This window comes from Micromonospora sp. NPDC049359 (assembly GCF_044466585.1).
Lineage (GTDB): Bacteria > Actinomycetota > Actinomycetes > Mycobacteriales > Micromonosporaceae > Micromonospora.
Genome location: NZ_JBITMW010000001.1, coordinates 837,696 through 851,879, shown reverse-complemented (window position 1 = coordinate 851,879; position 14,184 = coordinate 837,696). Strand labels below are relative to the sequence as shown.

12 protein-coding genes and 2 CRISPR repeat arrays are annotated in these 14,184 nt (G+C 68.8%); of the genes, 5 read left to right on the top strand and 7 right to left on the bottom strand.

Going from position 1 to position 14,184, the window contains the following annotated elements; translation table 11 throughout:
* Positions 1-8: 8 nt before the first annotated feature.
* Positions 9-1,265 (bottom strand): site-specific integrase, encoded by a 1,257-nt coding sequence (locus ACIBTX_RS03970; protein ID WP_357132202.1) that lies wholly within the window; start codon positions 1,263-1,265, stop codon positions 9-11.
* A 257-nt stretch (positions 1,266-1,522) separates the two neighbouring features.
* Positions 1,523-2,080 carry a helix-turn-helix domain-containing protein gene (locus ACIBTX_RS03965; protein WP_396832022.1) on the bottom strand — a complete coding sequence of 186 codons (558 nt, stop codon included), beginning with the start codon at positions 2,078-2,080 and terminating at the stop codon, positions 1,523-1,525.
* 153 nt (positions 2,081-2,233) lie between these two features.
* Between ACIBTX_RS03965 and ACIBTX_RS03960 the strand changes: the two genes are divergently transcribed.
* Both ACIBTX_RS03960 and ACIBTX_RS03955 read left to right on the top strand, forming a co-directional pair.
* Positions 2,234-2,425 carry a helix-turn-helix transcriptional regulator gene (locus ACIBTX_RS03960; RefSeq protein WP_396832021.1) on the top strand — a complete coding sequence of 64 codons (192 nt, stop codon included), beginning with the start codon at positions 2,234-2,236 and terminating at the stop codon, positions 2,423-2,425.
* Between the two features lie 47 nt (positions 2,426-2,472).
* Positions 2,473-3,171, top strand: coding sequence for a DUF3800 domain-containing protein (locus tag ACIBTX_RS03955; protein ID WP_357132193.1), 699 nt, complete (start codon positions 2,473-2,475; stop codon positions 3,169-3,171).
* A gap of 649 nt (positions 3,172-3,820) precedes the next feature.
* Positions 3,821-4,423: a CRISPR direct-repeat array (repeat unit 19 nt; unit sequence GCTGCAACGGAGACCGGCC).
* Positions 4,424-4,804: 381 nt separating this feature from the next.
* Positions 4,805-6,836: direct repeats of the CRISPR family, unit length 19 nt; unit sequence GCTGCAACGGAGACCGGCC.
* A 664-nt stretch (positions 6,837-7,500) separates the two neighbouring features.
* Here the strand turns inward: ACIBTX_RS03955 and ACIBTX_RS03950 are convergent.
* Entirely contained in the window at positions 7,501-8,712 is a 1,212-nt protein-coding gene (locus ACIBTX_RS03950) for an acyl-CoA dehydrogenase family protein (RefSeq protein WP_357132190.1), read from the bottom strand.
* A gap of 1 nt (position 8,713) precedes the next feature.
* A complete protein-coding gene (locus ACIBTX_RS03945) occupies positions 8,714-9,166 on the bottom strand; it encodes an SCP2 sterol-binding domain-containing protein (protein ID WP_355048433.1) in 453 nt (150 codons plus the stop codon).
* Between the two features lie 68 nt (positions 9,167-9,234).
* Here ACIBTX_RS03945 and ACIBTX_RS03940 point away from each other — a divergent pair, with 68 nt between their 5' ends.
* Positions 9,235-9,873, top strand: a complete 639-nt coding sequence (locus tag ACIBTX_RS03940; protein WP_355048432.1) for a TetR/AcrR family transcriptional regulator — start codon at positions 9,235-9,237, stop codon at positions 9,871-9,873.
* Here ACIBTX_RS03940 and ACIBTX_RS03935 read toward each other — a convergent pair.
* Positions 9,848-10,501, bottom strand: coding sequence for a DedA family protein (locus tag ACIBTX_RS03935; RefSeq protein ID WP_396832020.1), 654 nt, complete (start codon positions 10,499-10,501; stop codon positions 9,848-9,850). The two genes, ACIBTX_RS03940 and ACIBTX_RS03935, sit on opposite strands and share 26 nt — an antisense overlap.
* Positions 10,502-10,671: 170 nt before the next feature.
* Here ACIBTX_RS03935 and ACIBTX_RS03930 point away from each other — a divergent pair, with 170 nt between their 5' ends.
* A complete protein-coding gene (locus ACIBTX_RS03930) occupies positions 10,672-11,823 on the top strand; it encodes a histidine kinase (RefSeq protein ID WP_357395036.1) in 1,152 nt (383 codons plus the stop codon).
* Positions 11,820-12,461, top strand: coding sequence for a response regulator transcription factor (locus ACIBTX_RS03925; RefSeq protein WP_357132182.1), 642 nt, complete (start codon positions 11,820-11,822; stop codon positions 12,459-12,461). The genes ACIBTX_RS03930 and ACIBTX_RS03925 overlap by 4 nt, the downstream gene beginning before the upstream one ends.
* Positions 12,462-12,485: 24 nt before the next feature.
* On the opposite strand, the gene ACIBTX_RS03920 is transcribed toward ACIBTX_RS03925, so the two are convergent.
* Positions 12,486-13,106, bottom strand: coding sequence for a DedA family protein (locus tag ACIBTX_RS03920; protein ID WP_355048429.1), 621 nt, complete (start codon positions 13,104-13,106; stop codon positions 12,486-12,488).
* A 122-nt stretch (positions 13,107-13,228) separates the two neighbouring features.
* Positions 13,229-14,158, bottom strand: a complete 930-nt coding sequence (locus tag ACIBTX_RS03915) for an SMP-30/gluconolactonase/LRE family protein (RefSeq protein ID WP_357132276.1) — start codon at positions 14,156-14,158, stop codon at positions 13,229-13,231.
* Positions 14,159-14,184 lie beyond the last annotated feature (26 nt).

Genomic DNA, 14,184 nt, shown 5'->3' with positions numbered 1-14,184 from the left:
CTGCTTCTTTATGCTGCTGTCTCTGACCCGTCGCCGTCCCCCGTGGCGTCGGGGTCCGGTGTGATGGTCGTTGGGTGGGTCCGGGTGGTGATGACCTTCTTGCCGGACTGGCCGGTCATGACGCTGTCGATGGCGGTCCTGCCGCGGTCGGGCGCGTCGGGCATGAGGTGGCCGTAGTACTCGAAGGTGATGTCGGGGCTGCTGTGGCCCAGCCAGACCGCGACATCGGTGATCGGTACGCCGTTGGCGAGCATGGAGGAGGCGAAGAAGTGCCGCAGCGCGTGGGTCTTGGAGAACGAGATCTTCGACCGCGTGAGTGCCGGGCGCCAGACCTGGTAACGGAAGTAGTACTGGTACAGCAGGCCGGTGCGGCTGTGGTTAGGAAAGAGGAGCTGGACCTCGCCCTGGCTGCTCTGCCATGCGACGGTGCCGTACTTCTTCAGATGCGCGCGCAGGACCACGGCGACGATCTTGGGCAGCGGCACGGTGCGGCCGGGAGACTCGGCGTCGCGGTGTTTGGTGTACATCTTCAGCTGTAGGCCGGCGTTCTTGCCGCTGTCGCTCTCGCCGTCCTCGGTGATCTGCCGGTTGATGTGCAGCAGTCCTCGGCGGAAGTCGATCTGGTCTCGGCATAGACCCGTCGCCTCGGCGACGCGCAGTCCGCAGCCGGCCATCAGCCAAAGCATCGCGGCGTATCGGGGATCGAAGGCAGCGATGAGCGCTTCGATCTCGGCCAGCGTCGGGACGACGATCTTCTCTTTCACCACGCGGCGTACGTTCGCGCGTCGGCCGGGAAGCTTGGCCCGCTTGGCCGGGTTGCGGCCGAGTTCGTCGTTGTCGACCGCCCATTGCAGCGCAGAGCTTAGATAACCGAAACGTATCTGAATGGTCTGCGGTTGATACTTCTTGGTGTCGCGCATCCACAAGATCCACGCCTGGATGTCGGCGAGCTTGAGCGCGCCGGTCGTCTTCGCCTTGAAGTAGGGCTTGATCGCCTGGTTGAGCACGTACCGGTACTGCCGGATGCTGGAGCTCTCCAGGCCCCGGGAAGTGCCCCACCGCTCGAACAGTGCTGCGACGGTTTCGGTGCCCCGCTCGGCCTCCAGGTACGTGCCCGTGTCGAGTTCACGCTCCTTGCGGGTCCGAAAGTTCTGCGCATCGACCTTGCGGCGGAACGTCTTCTGCCGTTGCCGACGGTCGGGGTCCAGCCAGAAACAGGTGTAGCCGGGGCCATCGGTGCTGGGGCTTATCCATGCTCGTGCCATGAGGGGGACTCCTTGGGGCGGTGCAGGCTTGCCGGGGTCAGGGCGCACGTCATCGCCCCGGATCGCGCACGGCGAGCGGATTGAGGACAGGAGGTATCGCCCCGGTGGCCAGACGTGGCTGCGGGTTGAGAGGGGTGTGCGGAAGCGGCCGCTGGCGAGTGAGGGGCGCTGCGGACCCTCGGGTACGAGTTATCGCTTCGTGACCAAGCCGCAGGTCACGAGTGGTCTGTTAGAACGATGAGCGGTGGTGAGGGTGTTTACTCGAGCCGGTCGAGAAAAGCGTCGATCATCGTGATGAGTTTGTCGGCGGGTGCGCCGTCGGCGGCGGCGGTGCGAACCTCACCCAGTACCTCGCGGACCTGCTGGCGGGTCTTGCGGCGGATCTCGTCGCTGTCGGCGAAGAAGCCGTCGAATGCGGCCTGTGCCCTAGCCAGGAACTCGTCGCGCAGCTGTTGCGGCACGCCGCGGCCGGATGGTTCGAGTGATTCGGCCGCGGTCGCCTCGTAGTGCGCCGCGTCGTTGCCGTTGAGCGCTTCGTCGCCGCGCATCCACCGCAGCAACCGACTCGAGTCGACCACCACGCCGGGCGCGACCTGCACCTGCAGGTCGGCACCGGGAATTAGCAGAGCCTCCGGTGGAACGTCCAGCGCGTAGGCGAAGCGCATCAGCTCGTCCACCGTGACCGGGGTCCGGCGTCGGCCCGCCTCGATGTTCATCAACACCGTCGCCGACATCGCTGGGTCGTCGTACAGCTCAGCGGCCTTGTCCGGGTTCAGGCGCCGCTTCTTCCGAATTTCCTTGAGGCGCAGGCGCACCACCTCGCCCGGCGTTGCCTCACCCCCGAGCCGCTCACTTGTCATGTTCGTAAGTTTTACTCGCCCTGTTGACAAGTTGCAAGCCTGCCCGTCATATTACTTCCCTATACAGCAAGTAGCCGCCCAAAACTTACTGATTAGGCAAGTTATCTGATGATGCGAGAAGACCTGACCGGCATGTGGACCCACGAGGAAGCAGCTCGATACCTGGGCATCCAGCCCCAGACCTTGTACTTCATGAACTACAAGGGCAGCGGGCCCAAGTCGTACAAGGTAGGCAAGTACCGCCGCTACCGCAGGCGCGACATCGACGCGTGGCTCGAGGCGCACAGCTCCGAACGCTGACCACCCCTCAACCACCGTCCCGCCACCCCTGTTCGGAGCGAGCCAGCATGACCACCGGCACCAACTTTGCCCTGTTCTACGTCGACGACTCCGGCAGCGAAGCCCACGGCCTGACCACGTTTAGCTGGATCCGGATCGACCCAGCGCACTGGGCTGGCGCCACCCAGCGTTGGCTCCGATTCCGTGCCGGGGTCTACCGCCGTCATGGCATAGCCGCCGACACCAGGCTCCACGCCACAGACCTCGCTGGTGGCCGAGGAACCTGGGCGCAAGCTTCTGCCGTCAAGACCAGGACCAGGGCCAGGCGCGAAGGCCTCAGCGTCATTCAGGACGGACTGAACGCAATGGCCGCCCTGCCGGGCATCACGCTGGGCAGCGTCTACCGCCGCACCAACGCTCACGGACGCGACTTCGAACGCGACAAGCAAGACCTCTACCGCTGCATGATCGCGAGGCTCGACGCTGAACTACGGGAGGCTGGTGCCTTCGGCGTCGTCGTAGTGGACGGCGACGGCACGAACGTTGGCTACAACCGCGGGCACCGCAGCCTCGACAACGGTCGTGCCCTGATTGAGGACCCCTTCTTTCGGCACGCCAGTACGAGCCAGTGGGTCCAAATCGCCGATCTGGCGGCATGGTCCGGATATCGGTCTTTACGTCCTACCGGACGGAGAGACAAGAGCGCCACGTGGTACGGCCAAATCCTGCGGCACCTTGACAGGGACGGAGGGCCAGTTGAGCTTTGAACGCTCGGCAACCTACCGCGGCGATCCCCGAGTGGCTGCTGCGCTCTTGATTCGATTGACCACCGCGAGGACTCGCGGATCGAGGCAGGCGTCGGTGTCGATCATGAGCGGCCCGTAGCAGCATGGGCGCAGGAGCAGCACCCGCCCCCGGCGCAAGCGGTGTCATAGCCCCCACTCCCGGCAACCTCGATGGGAGCGCAACGTTGAGGCACTCCTTCTCGCCTTGGCCGGCTCGGGGGCTTGACACCGGTAGACGGGGGAGGAGCGTCGCTCCTCGCCCAGCGTGAAACGGGCTGCACGATTCGAGCAGGTCGTTCCGGTACCAGCGCACCAACTCTTTCTGACCTCGCTCGCGCGATTTCAGCCTCTCTTGGCCCCACAAGCCCACTGGGGCGTTGAGTCAGCTAGACGTGACAGCTCAGCCATCGCCTCCACTCTGCCCGTATACGCCTGCGCGTGGCCGTCGCCGACACGCGCTCCGTGCTCCGCGATTTCCGACGGCCGGTCGTTTCCCGGTGCGCGCTTCGATGCAGACGCTGGGCGCGTTAGCGCTCGCGGAGAAGCTCGAGATCGACGGGGCCCTACCGCGGCGGAGGCGCCGCAGCGTCCAATGCGCCGGACTGCATTGCACTCCACCACCTGGCGGCGCCCCAGCCGTACCCGGCCGGTGGAACCTGGGCTGCACGACACTCGCGAAACCGCCCGGTGGAAGCTGCAACGGAGACCGGCCTTAATCGGCCGGTGGAACGTTGAACTCGTGGCCTTCGCGGGTGGCACCCCACAGGCTGCAACGGAGACCGGCCCTACCTGGCCGGTGAAACCGTGACGTTCGTGGTGATGCCCGCCAACTCTTCGAGGCTGCAACGGAGACCGGCCGTACCCGGCCGGTGAAACAACAGCACCCCGGCCGCGCCAGTCGAGACCAAAGTGCTGCAACGGAGACCGGCCGGTGAAACGGGCAATCTCATGGTGACGGAGGATCGCGGACGTGGAAGCTGCAACGGAGACCGGCCGTACCCGGCCGGTGCAACTGCGGCGATTCGCCGGTCTGTGTCGAACTGGCGGGCGCTGCAACGGATACCGGCCGTACCCGGCCGGTGAAACACCCCACGGCCCCGAGTGTGCTGGTCTTCGTCCAGCTCGCTGCAACGGAGACCGGCCGCACCCGGCCGGTGAAACTTCGTGATCACCGCACGGCCTGATGTCGTCCAGCTCGCTGCAACGGAGACCGGCCGCACCCGGCCGGTGAAACCCTCCGCGGCCTGCAAAAATAGGCCGACATGGATGCCTTCAGAGGTGATCTTTATTTGTTATGTCGTTTCTGCCTCGGTTTTTGGTTCGGAACCTCGCGCTTGTGGCGTGATCGCTTATGGTTCCGAGCTGTGGAGGCGTCGCGCCATCGCCGGAGGCGGCCTGCTTCAGTTGTCAAGGTCCGTGGTTGAAGAAAACCTAAACATCCATGGGCGGTGCAGTGTTCTGGCGGCGGCATCTGCCTGGGATCCCCTACCGCGGCGGAGGCGCCGCAGCGTCCAATGCGCCGGACTGCATTGCACTCCACCACCTGGCGGCGCCCCAGCCGTACCCGGCCGGTGGAACCTGGGCTGCACGACACTCGCGAAACCGCCCGGTGGAAGCTGCAACGGAGACCGGCCGTACCCAGCCGGTGAAACGCAGGGCGTTGGCCAGTAGGTCGGGTGGTCGGCGGCGCTGCAACGGAGACCGGCCTTAATCGGCCGGTGGAACGTTGAACTCGTGGCCTTCGCGGGTGGCACCCCACAGGCTGCAACGGAGGCCGGCCCACCCGTTCGGTGAAACCCTCGCAAGGCGGTCGCGGACTCCCGCCGCTACTTCCTGCTGCAACGGAGACCGGCCGCACCGGCCGGTGAAACACACTGACGCCATCCTCAGTGACCCAGCCCAGCTCCTTGCTGCAACGGAGACCGGCCGTACCCGGCCGGTGAAACCGGGTTCGTCGTGGCCCTAGGCGACATGCAGTTCGGGCTGCAACGGAGACCGGCCCCCCCGGCCGGTGAAACGCAGGCGGCCGTGGCCGGCATCACCCAGGCGGTCACGCTGCAACGGAGACCGGCCGTACCCGGCCGGTGAAACCCGCGTGGAGGTGATTTTCCGCGCGCCCTCCAGGGCAGAGCTGCAACGGAGACCAGCCGCACCCGGCCGGTGAAACGGCATCGTCATCTCAGACACCCACGGCAACCTCGTGGAGCTGCAACGGAGACCGGCCGCACCCGGCCGGTGAAACGGGGCCGCGCCGATGATGTCGAGCGTGGGCTTGGTGCTGCAACGGAGACCGGCCGCACCCGGCCGGTGAAACTGGGCGGTCGGCTCCCAGTAGGAGACCGGCGTCATCCGGCTGCAACGGAGACCGGCCGCACCCGGCCGGTGAAACGGAGTCGTGGGCCCCCGACCTGTCGCCCATGAGCGTGCTGCAACGGAGACCGGCCGCGCCCGCCCGGTGGAACCATCCGCACTGCTGACCGCCAGGTGGCGCGACGCGTGGCTGCAACGGAGACCGGCCGCACCCGGCCGGTGAAACCTGCCCAAGCCGGACAACGAGGACACCGAAGACGTGCTGCAACGGAGACCGGCCGCACCCGGCCGGTGAAACCGACGCGTTGCGCGCGGACGTGACGGCGCTGCGAACGCTGCAACGGAGACCGGCCGCACCCGGCCGGTGAAACTGGGACCTCTACGGGGCGGTCATCCCCAAGACCGCGGTGCTGCAACGGAGACCGGCCGTACCCGGCCGGTGAAACCACCGACGGGCCGGAGCCTCGGTTCTTAACCGCGTAGCTGCAACGGACACCGGCCGTACCCGGCCGGTGAAACGTTGCCGGGGGAGCCGTCGGCGAACCGGGCGATCTCGCTGCAACGGAGACCGGCCGTGCCCGGCCGGTGAAACTTGCGTCGTAGCGGGTCGCGAGCAGGAACCGCCAGCTGCAACGGAGACCGGCCGTGCCCGGCCAGTGAAACGGGTCGCGGGGTCGGCGCGCATGTAGTCGTCGAGGTCACTGCAACGGAGACCGGCCGTACCCGGCCGGTGAAACTCGCGGTGCATGGTGCTCGCGGGCCGCCGCTACGCGGTGCTGCAACGGAGACCGGGCCGTACCCGGCCGGTGAAACTACGCGATGACCATGTTGCGGCCCTGCTGCGGCATCCGGCTGCAACGGAGACCGGCCGCACCCGGCCGGTGAAACACGCCAACGGGGCGGCCGCCGGGATGACCAACGCCAAGCAGCTGCAACGGACGCCGGCCGTACCCGGCCGGCGAAACCCGCCGCCTTGTCGTAGTCGGCGTCGCGGGGCTGCCGGCTGCAACGGAGACCGGCCGTACCCGGCCGGTGAAACCGGGTTCGTCGTGGCCCTGGGCGACATGCAGTTCGGGCTGCAACGGAGACCGGCCGCACCCGGCCGGTGAAACATTTGATGATCAGGTTGGGGGTTGCGGCGTTGCGGAAGCTGCAACGGAGACCGGCCGCACCCGGCCGGTGAAACATTTGATGATCAGGTTGGGGGTTGCGGCGTTGCGGAAGCTGCAACGGACACCGGCCGCACCCGGCCGGTGAAACACCGACATCTACGAGCTGGGACGCCTCGACGAACGCCTCGCTGCAACGGAGACCGGCCGCACCCGGCCGGTGAAACCCTTTGCGGCCTGCAAGAATAGGCCGACATGGATGCCTTCGGAGGTGATCTTTGTTTGTTATGTCGTTTCTGCCCTGGTCTCTTGGTTCGGAACCTCGCGCTTGTGTCGTGATCGCTTATGGTTCCGAGCTGTGGAGGCGTCGCGTCATCGCCGGAGGCGGCCTGCTTCAGTTGTCAAGGTCCGTGGTTGAAGAAAACCTAAACATCCGTAGGTGGTGCAGTTTCTCTGGCGGCGGCATCTGCGTGGGAGCCGCCAGGCTTAGCGAGCGATCACACTTCTTGGTGCCGTCGCCGTTTCGGACCGGCGCCAGAATAGCTCGGGGTCTTCGCCGGGAGAGCTGAAGCCGCATCGACACGATGTGTCAGCTGGGTACCGCCGCCGGTTGAGTGACGCGATGAGGCCCAAGCTCCATGACGCTGCGTAGCAAGTTGGGCATCGTCGACCTGTGGACGCGGGGTCGCACGGCGGAAGATCTCCGCCTGGCGTCGGACGGCGTTGAACGTTGCTGGTCATTGCTGGGAGGCCGGGCGACCAGAAGTGAGCCACGTTGGACGCGATGGACCTGCGCGAGTTCTGGGGAAATCCTGGGGAGGCCCCTTGGAGGGGGAGCTTTTCCCCTCGAAGGGAGCCCTGGCAAGGCTGGCTGTAAGAGAGTTTCTCCAGCTCAGATGCGGTGTCCGGAAATCGCCCGGGAGATGACCAGCCGCTGGATTTCGGAGGTGCCCTCGAAGATGGTGTAGATCTTGGCGTCGCGGTACCAGCGCTCGACCGGGTGGTCGCGCAGGAATCCGGCGCCGCCGAGCAGTTGTACCGCCTTCTCGGTGACGGACACCGCGACCTCGCCGGCCTTGAGCTTGGACATCGAGCCCTCGCCCGCGGTGAACGGGCGGTTGTTGCGGCCCATCCAGGAGGCCCGCCAGACCAGCAGTCGCGCGGCGTCGATCTCCATGCGCATGTCGGCCAGCGTGAACGCGACCGCCTGGTTCTCGATGATCGGCCGTCCGAACTGGACCCGGTCCTTGGCGTAGTCCAGGGCGTACTCGTAGGCGGCCCGCGCCACGCCGAGTGCCTGCGCGCCCACGGTGGGTCGGGACAGTTCGAAGGTACGCATCGCGGCCTGCCCGCTGGCGCGTTGCCCGGACCGGGCTCGTGCCAGGCGTTCGTCCAGGGCGTCCTTGCCGCCGAGCAGGCAGCGGCCGGGCACGCGTACCTCGTCGAGGAAGACGTCGGCGGTGTGCGACGCGCGCAGGCCGAGCTTGCGCAGCTTGCGGGTCGCGGCCAGGCCGGGGGTGCCCGGCGGTACGACGAACGCCGCCTGACCGCGCGAGCCGAGTGTGGGATCCACGGAGGCGGTGACCACGTGCACTCCGGCGATGCCGCCGTTGGTGGCGTACGCCTTCTGGCCGGTGAGCACCCACTCGTCGGTGGCCTCGTCGTAGACGGCGCGGGTGCGCATCGCGCTGACGTCGGAACCGGCCTCGGGTTCGCTGCTGCAGAACGCGGCGACGGCGGGCGAGTCGACGTCGCCGAAGCACTGGGGCACCCACTCGACCATCTGGTCCGGGGTGCCGGTGCCGTAGATGGCGGCGACGGCGAGGGAGGTGCCGAAGATGCTCAGGCCGATGCCGGCGTCACCCCAGAAGAGTTCCTCGCTGGCGATGGGCAGGGACAGCCCGGTCGGGTCGGCCCAGCAGGTGGCGAGGAACTCGAAGCCGTAGAGGCCGACCTTGGCGGCCTCCTGGATCACCGGCCACGGGGTGTCCTCGCGTTCGTCCCACTCGGCGGCGGCCGGGCGCACGACCTCGGCGGCGAAGCCGTGCACCCAGTCGCGTAGATCCCGCTGTTCCTCGTTCAGGTCGAGCGAGAACTCGGCCATGTCAGGCCTTGGGGATGTCGAACAGGTTGGCGATGTTGGCGGCGAGGCCGAGGTCGCCCTTGGCCTTCAGCTTGCCGGTCATGAACATCATGACCGGGTTGGCGCCGCCGGAGACGATCTTCAGGAACTCGACCGGGCCCATGGTGAGGCTCAGCTTCGGGTCGTGCTGCGGGGTCTCGTTCACCTCGCACTTGCCGTCGGCGATGGCCACCTCGTAGGTGTCGCTGCCGCCGTCGGGGCGACCGGTGATGATCCAGTGGATGACCGCGTTGGTGGAGCCGGCCCGGTCCGCGCGGAACAGCGACGGCATCCGGCCGAACACCTCACCGAGGACCTTGCCGCGCAGCTCGCCGGCCATCACCTGGGCGATCTTGTCGTCCGGGGTGGACTTGACCAGCTGGGCGAACTCCTTGGGCCCGACGTTGGCGAAGTTGGCCGGGTCGAAGTCAGTCATGAGACGCGCCTTCCGGAAGATTTGGCTACTCGTGCGTAACCCTACGCACGAGTAGGTATGCTCGCAAGGTGTCCACGCCTCCCGCGTTCAAGCGCCTCCCGCGCGCCGTACGCGAGCAACAGATGCTCGACGCGGCCGTGAAGGTCTTCTCCCGGCGCGGCTTCCACGCCGCCAGCATGGACGAGATCGCGGAGGACGCCGGCATCTCCAAACCCATGGTGTACGCGTACCTCGGCACCAAGGAGGAGCTCTTCGTCGCCTGCCTGCACCGGGAAGGGACCCGGATGATGCAGGCCATCGCCGGTGCCGCCGCCCCCGACCTGCCGGCCGACGAGCGGCTGTGGCGTGGACTCAAGGCGTTCTTCGGCTTCGTGGGCGCGCACCGCGACGGCTGGGCGGTGCTCTACCGGCAGGCCCGCGGCGAGCAGCCGTTCGCCGGTGAACTGGCCACCATGCGCGCCCGGCTGGTCGAGGTGGTCGCCGGGATGCTCGACCACGCGCTGCGCGAGGAGGGTCGCGAGATCGCGCCCACCGACCTGGAGGTCGTCGCGTACGCCCTGGTCGGCGCGACCGAGTCGCTGGCCGACTGGCTCGCCGACCACCCGGAGGCCGACCCGGAGAAGACTGCCACCCGGATGATGAACGTGGCCTGGCTCGGCGCCGCCCAGCTTCTGCACGGCGTCACCTGGCGTCCGCCGGTCGACTGACGGCCTCGGCGGAGAAAGCCTCGGTGTCCGGCGTCGCACGGCGGTGGTTGCGCAGCCAGCGGGCCACCTCGACGACCACCGTCACCGTCAGGGCGAGGCCCAGACCGAGCAGGAGACCGCGAAGAGGGTCCTGCTCGAACGCCAGCCCGCCGACGTAGCCGACCAGCGCCGAGTAGAGCCCCCACGAGCCGGCGGCGAGCGCGTCGAAGGCCAGAAAACGTCGCCGGGGGAACCGCACCGCACCCATGGTGAGGGTGACCGCGGTCCGGCCGCCCGGCACGTAGCGGGCCACGGTGAGGATCAGACCACCGCGCGTCGCGATTCCCCGACGGGCCCGGTCGATGGCCCTTGAGCGTCGGCCGTCGGCCGGCAGCCGGCCCAGCAGTCGCGCTCCGCCGCCCCGCCCGATGGCGTACGAGACGTGGTCGCCGACGAGCGCCCCGGCGGCGGCCACCACGATGACCGCGGGCAGGTACGGCGTTCCCGAGGCGGCGAACACCCCGGCCGTGATCACCGCCGTCTCGCTCGGCACCACCGGAAAGAAGCCGTCGAGCACGGCGATGGCGAAGAGGGCCAGGTACACCCAGGGCGAGGACATCGTGTCGTGCAGCAGGTCGAGCAGATCCATGATCCTGATGCTGCTGTCCGGGGCGGCCCCCGCCATCGGCCAGTGGTCAGGCGGGCGACACTACTTAGGTAGCTGTCGGCCCGGACGACGGCTCAGGGTGTTCCCCCACCACACCCCCGTCCTGTGCCGCGAGGCGGGCCGGCCCGTCCACCAAGCCCTACGCTCGCTGCGTGGCATCCACCACCGTCGCCGTCCGGCGAGCCTTCCAGCGGTACGCCTCGCTGCTGCTCGCGGTCGTTGTCGGGGCAGCGGTGTGGGCCAGCGCGGCCGGTGACCTCGGGGTCCGCTCGCCGCTGCCGGGCGTCGTCACGCTGGTCCTCGCCGTCGCCTCCGGCTGGGCCAGCGCTGCCGTGGGTACCCGTCGCTGGCCGTTGTTCCTGGTCGCGGCGGTTGGTTGGCTGGTGCTCGCCGCCGCGGCGGCCGGGGTGGTCGCCTCGTACCAGGCGGGGGTGCGGCTGCGGGGCCGCCAACTTGCCGGCTACCTCGTCGGCGTCGCCGTGGTGCTCGGCGGTGGGGTCGTGGTCGGGCAGCAGGTGGGTGGCGTACGCCGGATCACTACCGCGACCACCGGCAACGTGCTGCTGCTCGCCGTCTGCCTGGTCGGGCTTCCGTTGCTCTTCGGCCTCTGGATCCGCGCGCGTCGGGACACTCTCGCCGCGCTGCGGGACCGGGCCGAACGGCTGGAGCGCGAGCAGGAGGCCCACGCCGACCGGGTCCGCGCCGAGGAGCGGACCCGGATCGCGCGGGAGATGCACGACGTGGTGGCGCACCGGGTCTCGCTCATGGTCGTGCACGCCGGGGCCCTGGAGGTGACCGCCGCGAACCCGGCGACCGTCGAGACCGCCGCGCTCATCAGGACGACCGGCCGGGCGGCGCTCACCGACCTGCGTGAGGTGCTGGGTGTGCTCCGCCAGGCCGAGGCGGCGGTGTTGCCGGAGCGGGGGCTCGACGCGCTGGACGAGCTGATCGGGGAGTCCCGTGCCGCCGGTCTGCGGGTGTCCCGGGAGGACGAGGGCGCGCCGACCGCACTGCCCGCGACGTTGGGGCGCACCGCGTACCGGGTCGTCCGCGAGGCGTTGACCAACGTGCGCAAGCACGCGGCCGACGCCGAAACGGTCGTTCGCCTGCGCTTCCTCCCCGACGGGCTGGAGGTCGTCGTGCGCAACGGTCCGTCCGTGGCCGGGCCGGAGCTGCCCGGTGCCGGGCAAGGGCTGCTCGGGCTGCGGGAGCGGGTGGAACTGCTCGGCGGCCGGCTGGACGCGACGTCCGTCGACGGCGGTTTCCTGGTCCGGGCCCTGCTCCCGTTGGCGGGTGTGGCGTGATCCGGGTGCTGGTCGTCGACGACGAGCAGCTCGTCCGCGCCGGGCTACGGCTCATCCTCGAGGCGGCGAAGGACATCACCGTGGTCGGCGAGGCGGCGAACGGCGCCGGCGCGCTGGAGCAGGCCCACCGGTTGCGCCCCGACGTGGTGCTGCTCGACGTGCGGATGCCGGGCGTCGACGGGCTGACCGTCGCGCCGGAGTTGGTCGCCGCCGGCCCGAGGGTGATCATGCTGACCACCTTCGACCTCGACGAGTACGTGCACGGGGCGCTGCGTGCCGGTGCGGTCGGCTTCCTGCTCAAGGACACTCCGCCCCACGAGTTGGCCGCCGCCGTCCGTACGGTGGCCGCCGGCCACGCGATGCTGGCCCCGACGGTGACCCGGCGGCTGATCAGCTCGTTCGCCGAGCGAGGTCCGGCCCGTCGGGACGCGGCTCGCGAACGGCTCGCCGCGCTCACCGGACGGGAGCTGGAGATCGTGCGGGAGGTGGCACGCGGGCACGGCAACGCCGAGATCGCCAGGCGGCTGACGATGAGCGAGGCCACCGTGAAGGCGCATGTCAGCCGGGCGCTGGCGAAACTGCACGTGGGCAATCGGGTGCGGTTGGCGATCCTGGTGCACGACGCCGACCTGCTGTGACGTGCCCCGGTGGCCGGGCGGCGATCACCGGCGGGAGGCCGCGCGCCGGTGTGCCTGGCGGCGTAGCCACCGGATCCCCTCCAGGCCGAAGGTGATGACGAGGGAGACTCCCACCCCGACCAGTACGCCCTTCACCGGGTCGCGTTCGAAGGCCAGCCCGCCGAAGTATCCGAGCAGGCCGCAGTACACGGCCCAGGTGAACGCCCCGATGCTGTCGTAGAGCAGGAACGCGCGGCGGGAGTAGCCCACCGCGCCCATGGTGAGGGTGACGGCGGTCCGGCCACCCGGGACGTACCGGCTGGTGGTCAGGATCATCCCGCCCCGGCGGTCCACCGCGCGGCGGGCCCAGTCGGAGCTGGCTCGCCGGCGGCTGCCGTCGGGCAGCCGGGCCAGCCGGCTCGCGCCACCGCCGCGCCCGATGGCGTACGAGATGTGGTCGCCGACCAGCGCGCCCACGCCGGCGCTGACGATCACGAGGGTGAGGCTGGGGTGACCGCCGCTGGCGGACAGCACCCCGGCGGTGATCACGGCGGCCTCGCCGGGCACCGCAGGGAAGAACGCGTCGACCGCGGTGAGGCCGAAGATCACCAGGTACACCCATGGCGAGGTGACCGTCCCACGGAGGAGGTCGAGCAGGGCGTCCATGCCCCCATGTTTGATGGCTCGGCGGCGGTCGGTGGCGCTTCGCCGACATTGCGCCGAATGGTCATCCGATCACCCCCTTGGCGCGGGCGACGAACTCCCGCACCTCGGGGGCATGGCCTCGCTCACTGCTTCTCGCTGCTGGGCGGAGGGTAGTGGGCGCCGTTGAAGGTGACTCGCAGCGAGTACACCGAGGTTCCGGCGGTGATGAACAGGTGGTTGCGTTTCGGCCCACCGAAGGCGAGGTTGGCTACCGGTTCGGGTAGCAGCAGCTTGCCGATCAGGGTTCCGTCGGGATCGAAGCAGTGCACACCGTCCCAGGCCCCCGCCCACACCCGCCCAGCGTCGTCGAGACGAATGCCGTCGAAACGGCCGAAGTCGCACTCAGCGAAGATCTTCCCACCGCTGAGGCTGCCATCGGCGGTGACGTCGAAGACGCGGATGTGACTCGGGTCCTGTCGGGTGTCCACCACGTAGAGCTGCTGTTCGTCGGCCGAGAACGCCAGGCCGTTGGGGCGGCTGAAGTCATTCGCGACGACGCGCATGTCGCCCGTCGCAGGGTCCAGGCGGAACACATAACAGGCACCGTCGAACTCGTTGTCGCCTCTGTTGCCCTCATAGTCGTTGTGGATGCCGTAACTCGGGTCGGTGAACCAGATCGTGCCGTCGGCGCGGACGACGACGTCGTTGGGGCTGTTGAGCCGCTTGCCCTGGAAGCCGTCGGCCAGCACGGTGATCGTGCCGTCGTGCTCGGTGCGGGTGACCCGCCGATTGCCCTGCTCGCACGTGACAAGCCGACCCTGGCGGTCCACGGTGTTGCCGTTGGCGTAGCCCGAGCCGTGGCGGAAGACGCCGACAGCGCCGGTGGTCTCATCCCAGCGCAGCATCCGGTCGTTGGGGATGTCGCTCCACACCAGGTAGCGGCCTGCCGGAAAATACGCCGGCCCCTCAGTCTTGCGTGCGCCGCTGTGTAGCAGTTCGACGACAAAGTCGCCGTCGCAGCCACGGAACCGCTCATCCAGCAGGCGGAATTCAGTGGGAACAGTGTCGGTCATCGCCATCCCTCCCCTTGCGCCGGAGC

Bases quoted from the DNA above. Each gene is read 5' to 3' on its own strand.
- ACIBTX_RS03970 (WP_357132202.1), bottom strand. From the start codon at position 1,265: ATGGCACGAGCATGGATAAGCCCCAGCACCGATGGCCCCGGCTACACC.
- ACIBTX_RS03960 (WP_396832021.1), top strand. From the start codon at position 2,234: ATGATGCGAGAAGACCTGACCGGCATGTGGACCCACGAGGAAGCAGCT.
- ACIBTX_RS03955 (WP_357132193.1), top strand. From the start codon at position 2,473: ATGACCACCGGCACCAACTTTGCCCTGTTCTACGTCGACGACTCCGGC.
- ACIBTX_RS03950 (WP_357132190.1), bottom strand. From the start codon at position 8,712: ATGGCCGAGTTCTCGCTCGACCTGAACGAGGAACAGCGGGATCTACGC.
- ACIBTX_RS03945 (WP_355048433.1), bottom strand. From the start codon at position 9,166: ATGACTGACTTCGACCCGGCCAACTTCGCCAACGTCGGGCCCAAGGAG.
- ACIBTX_RS03935 (WP_396832020.1), bottom strand. From the start codon at position 10,501: ATGGATCTGCTCGACCTGCTGCACGACACGATGTCCTCGCCCTGGGTG.
- ACIBTX_RS03920 (WP_355048429.1), bottom strand. From the start codon at position 13,106: ATGGACGCCCTGCTCGACCTCCTCCGTGGGACGGTCACCTCGCCATGG.
- ACIBTX_RS03915 (WP_357132276.1), bottom strand. From the start codon at position 14,158: ATGACCGACACTGTTCCCACTGAATTCCGCCTGCTGGATGAGCGGTTC.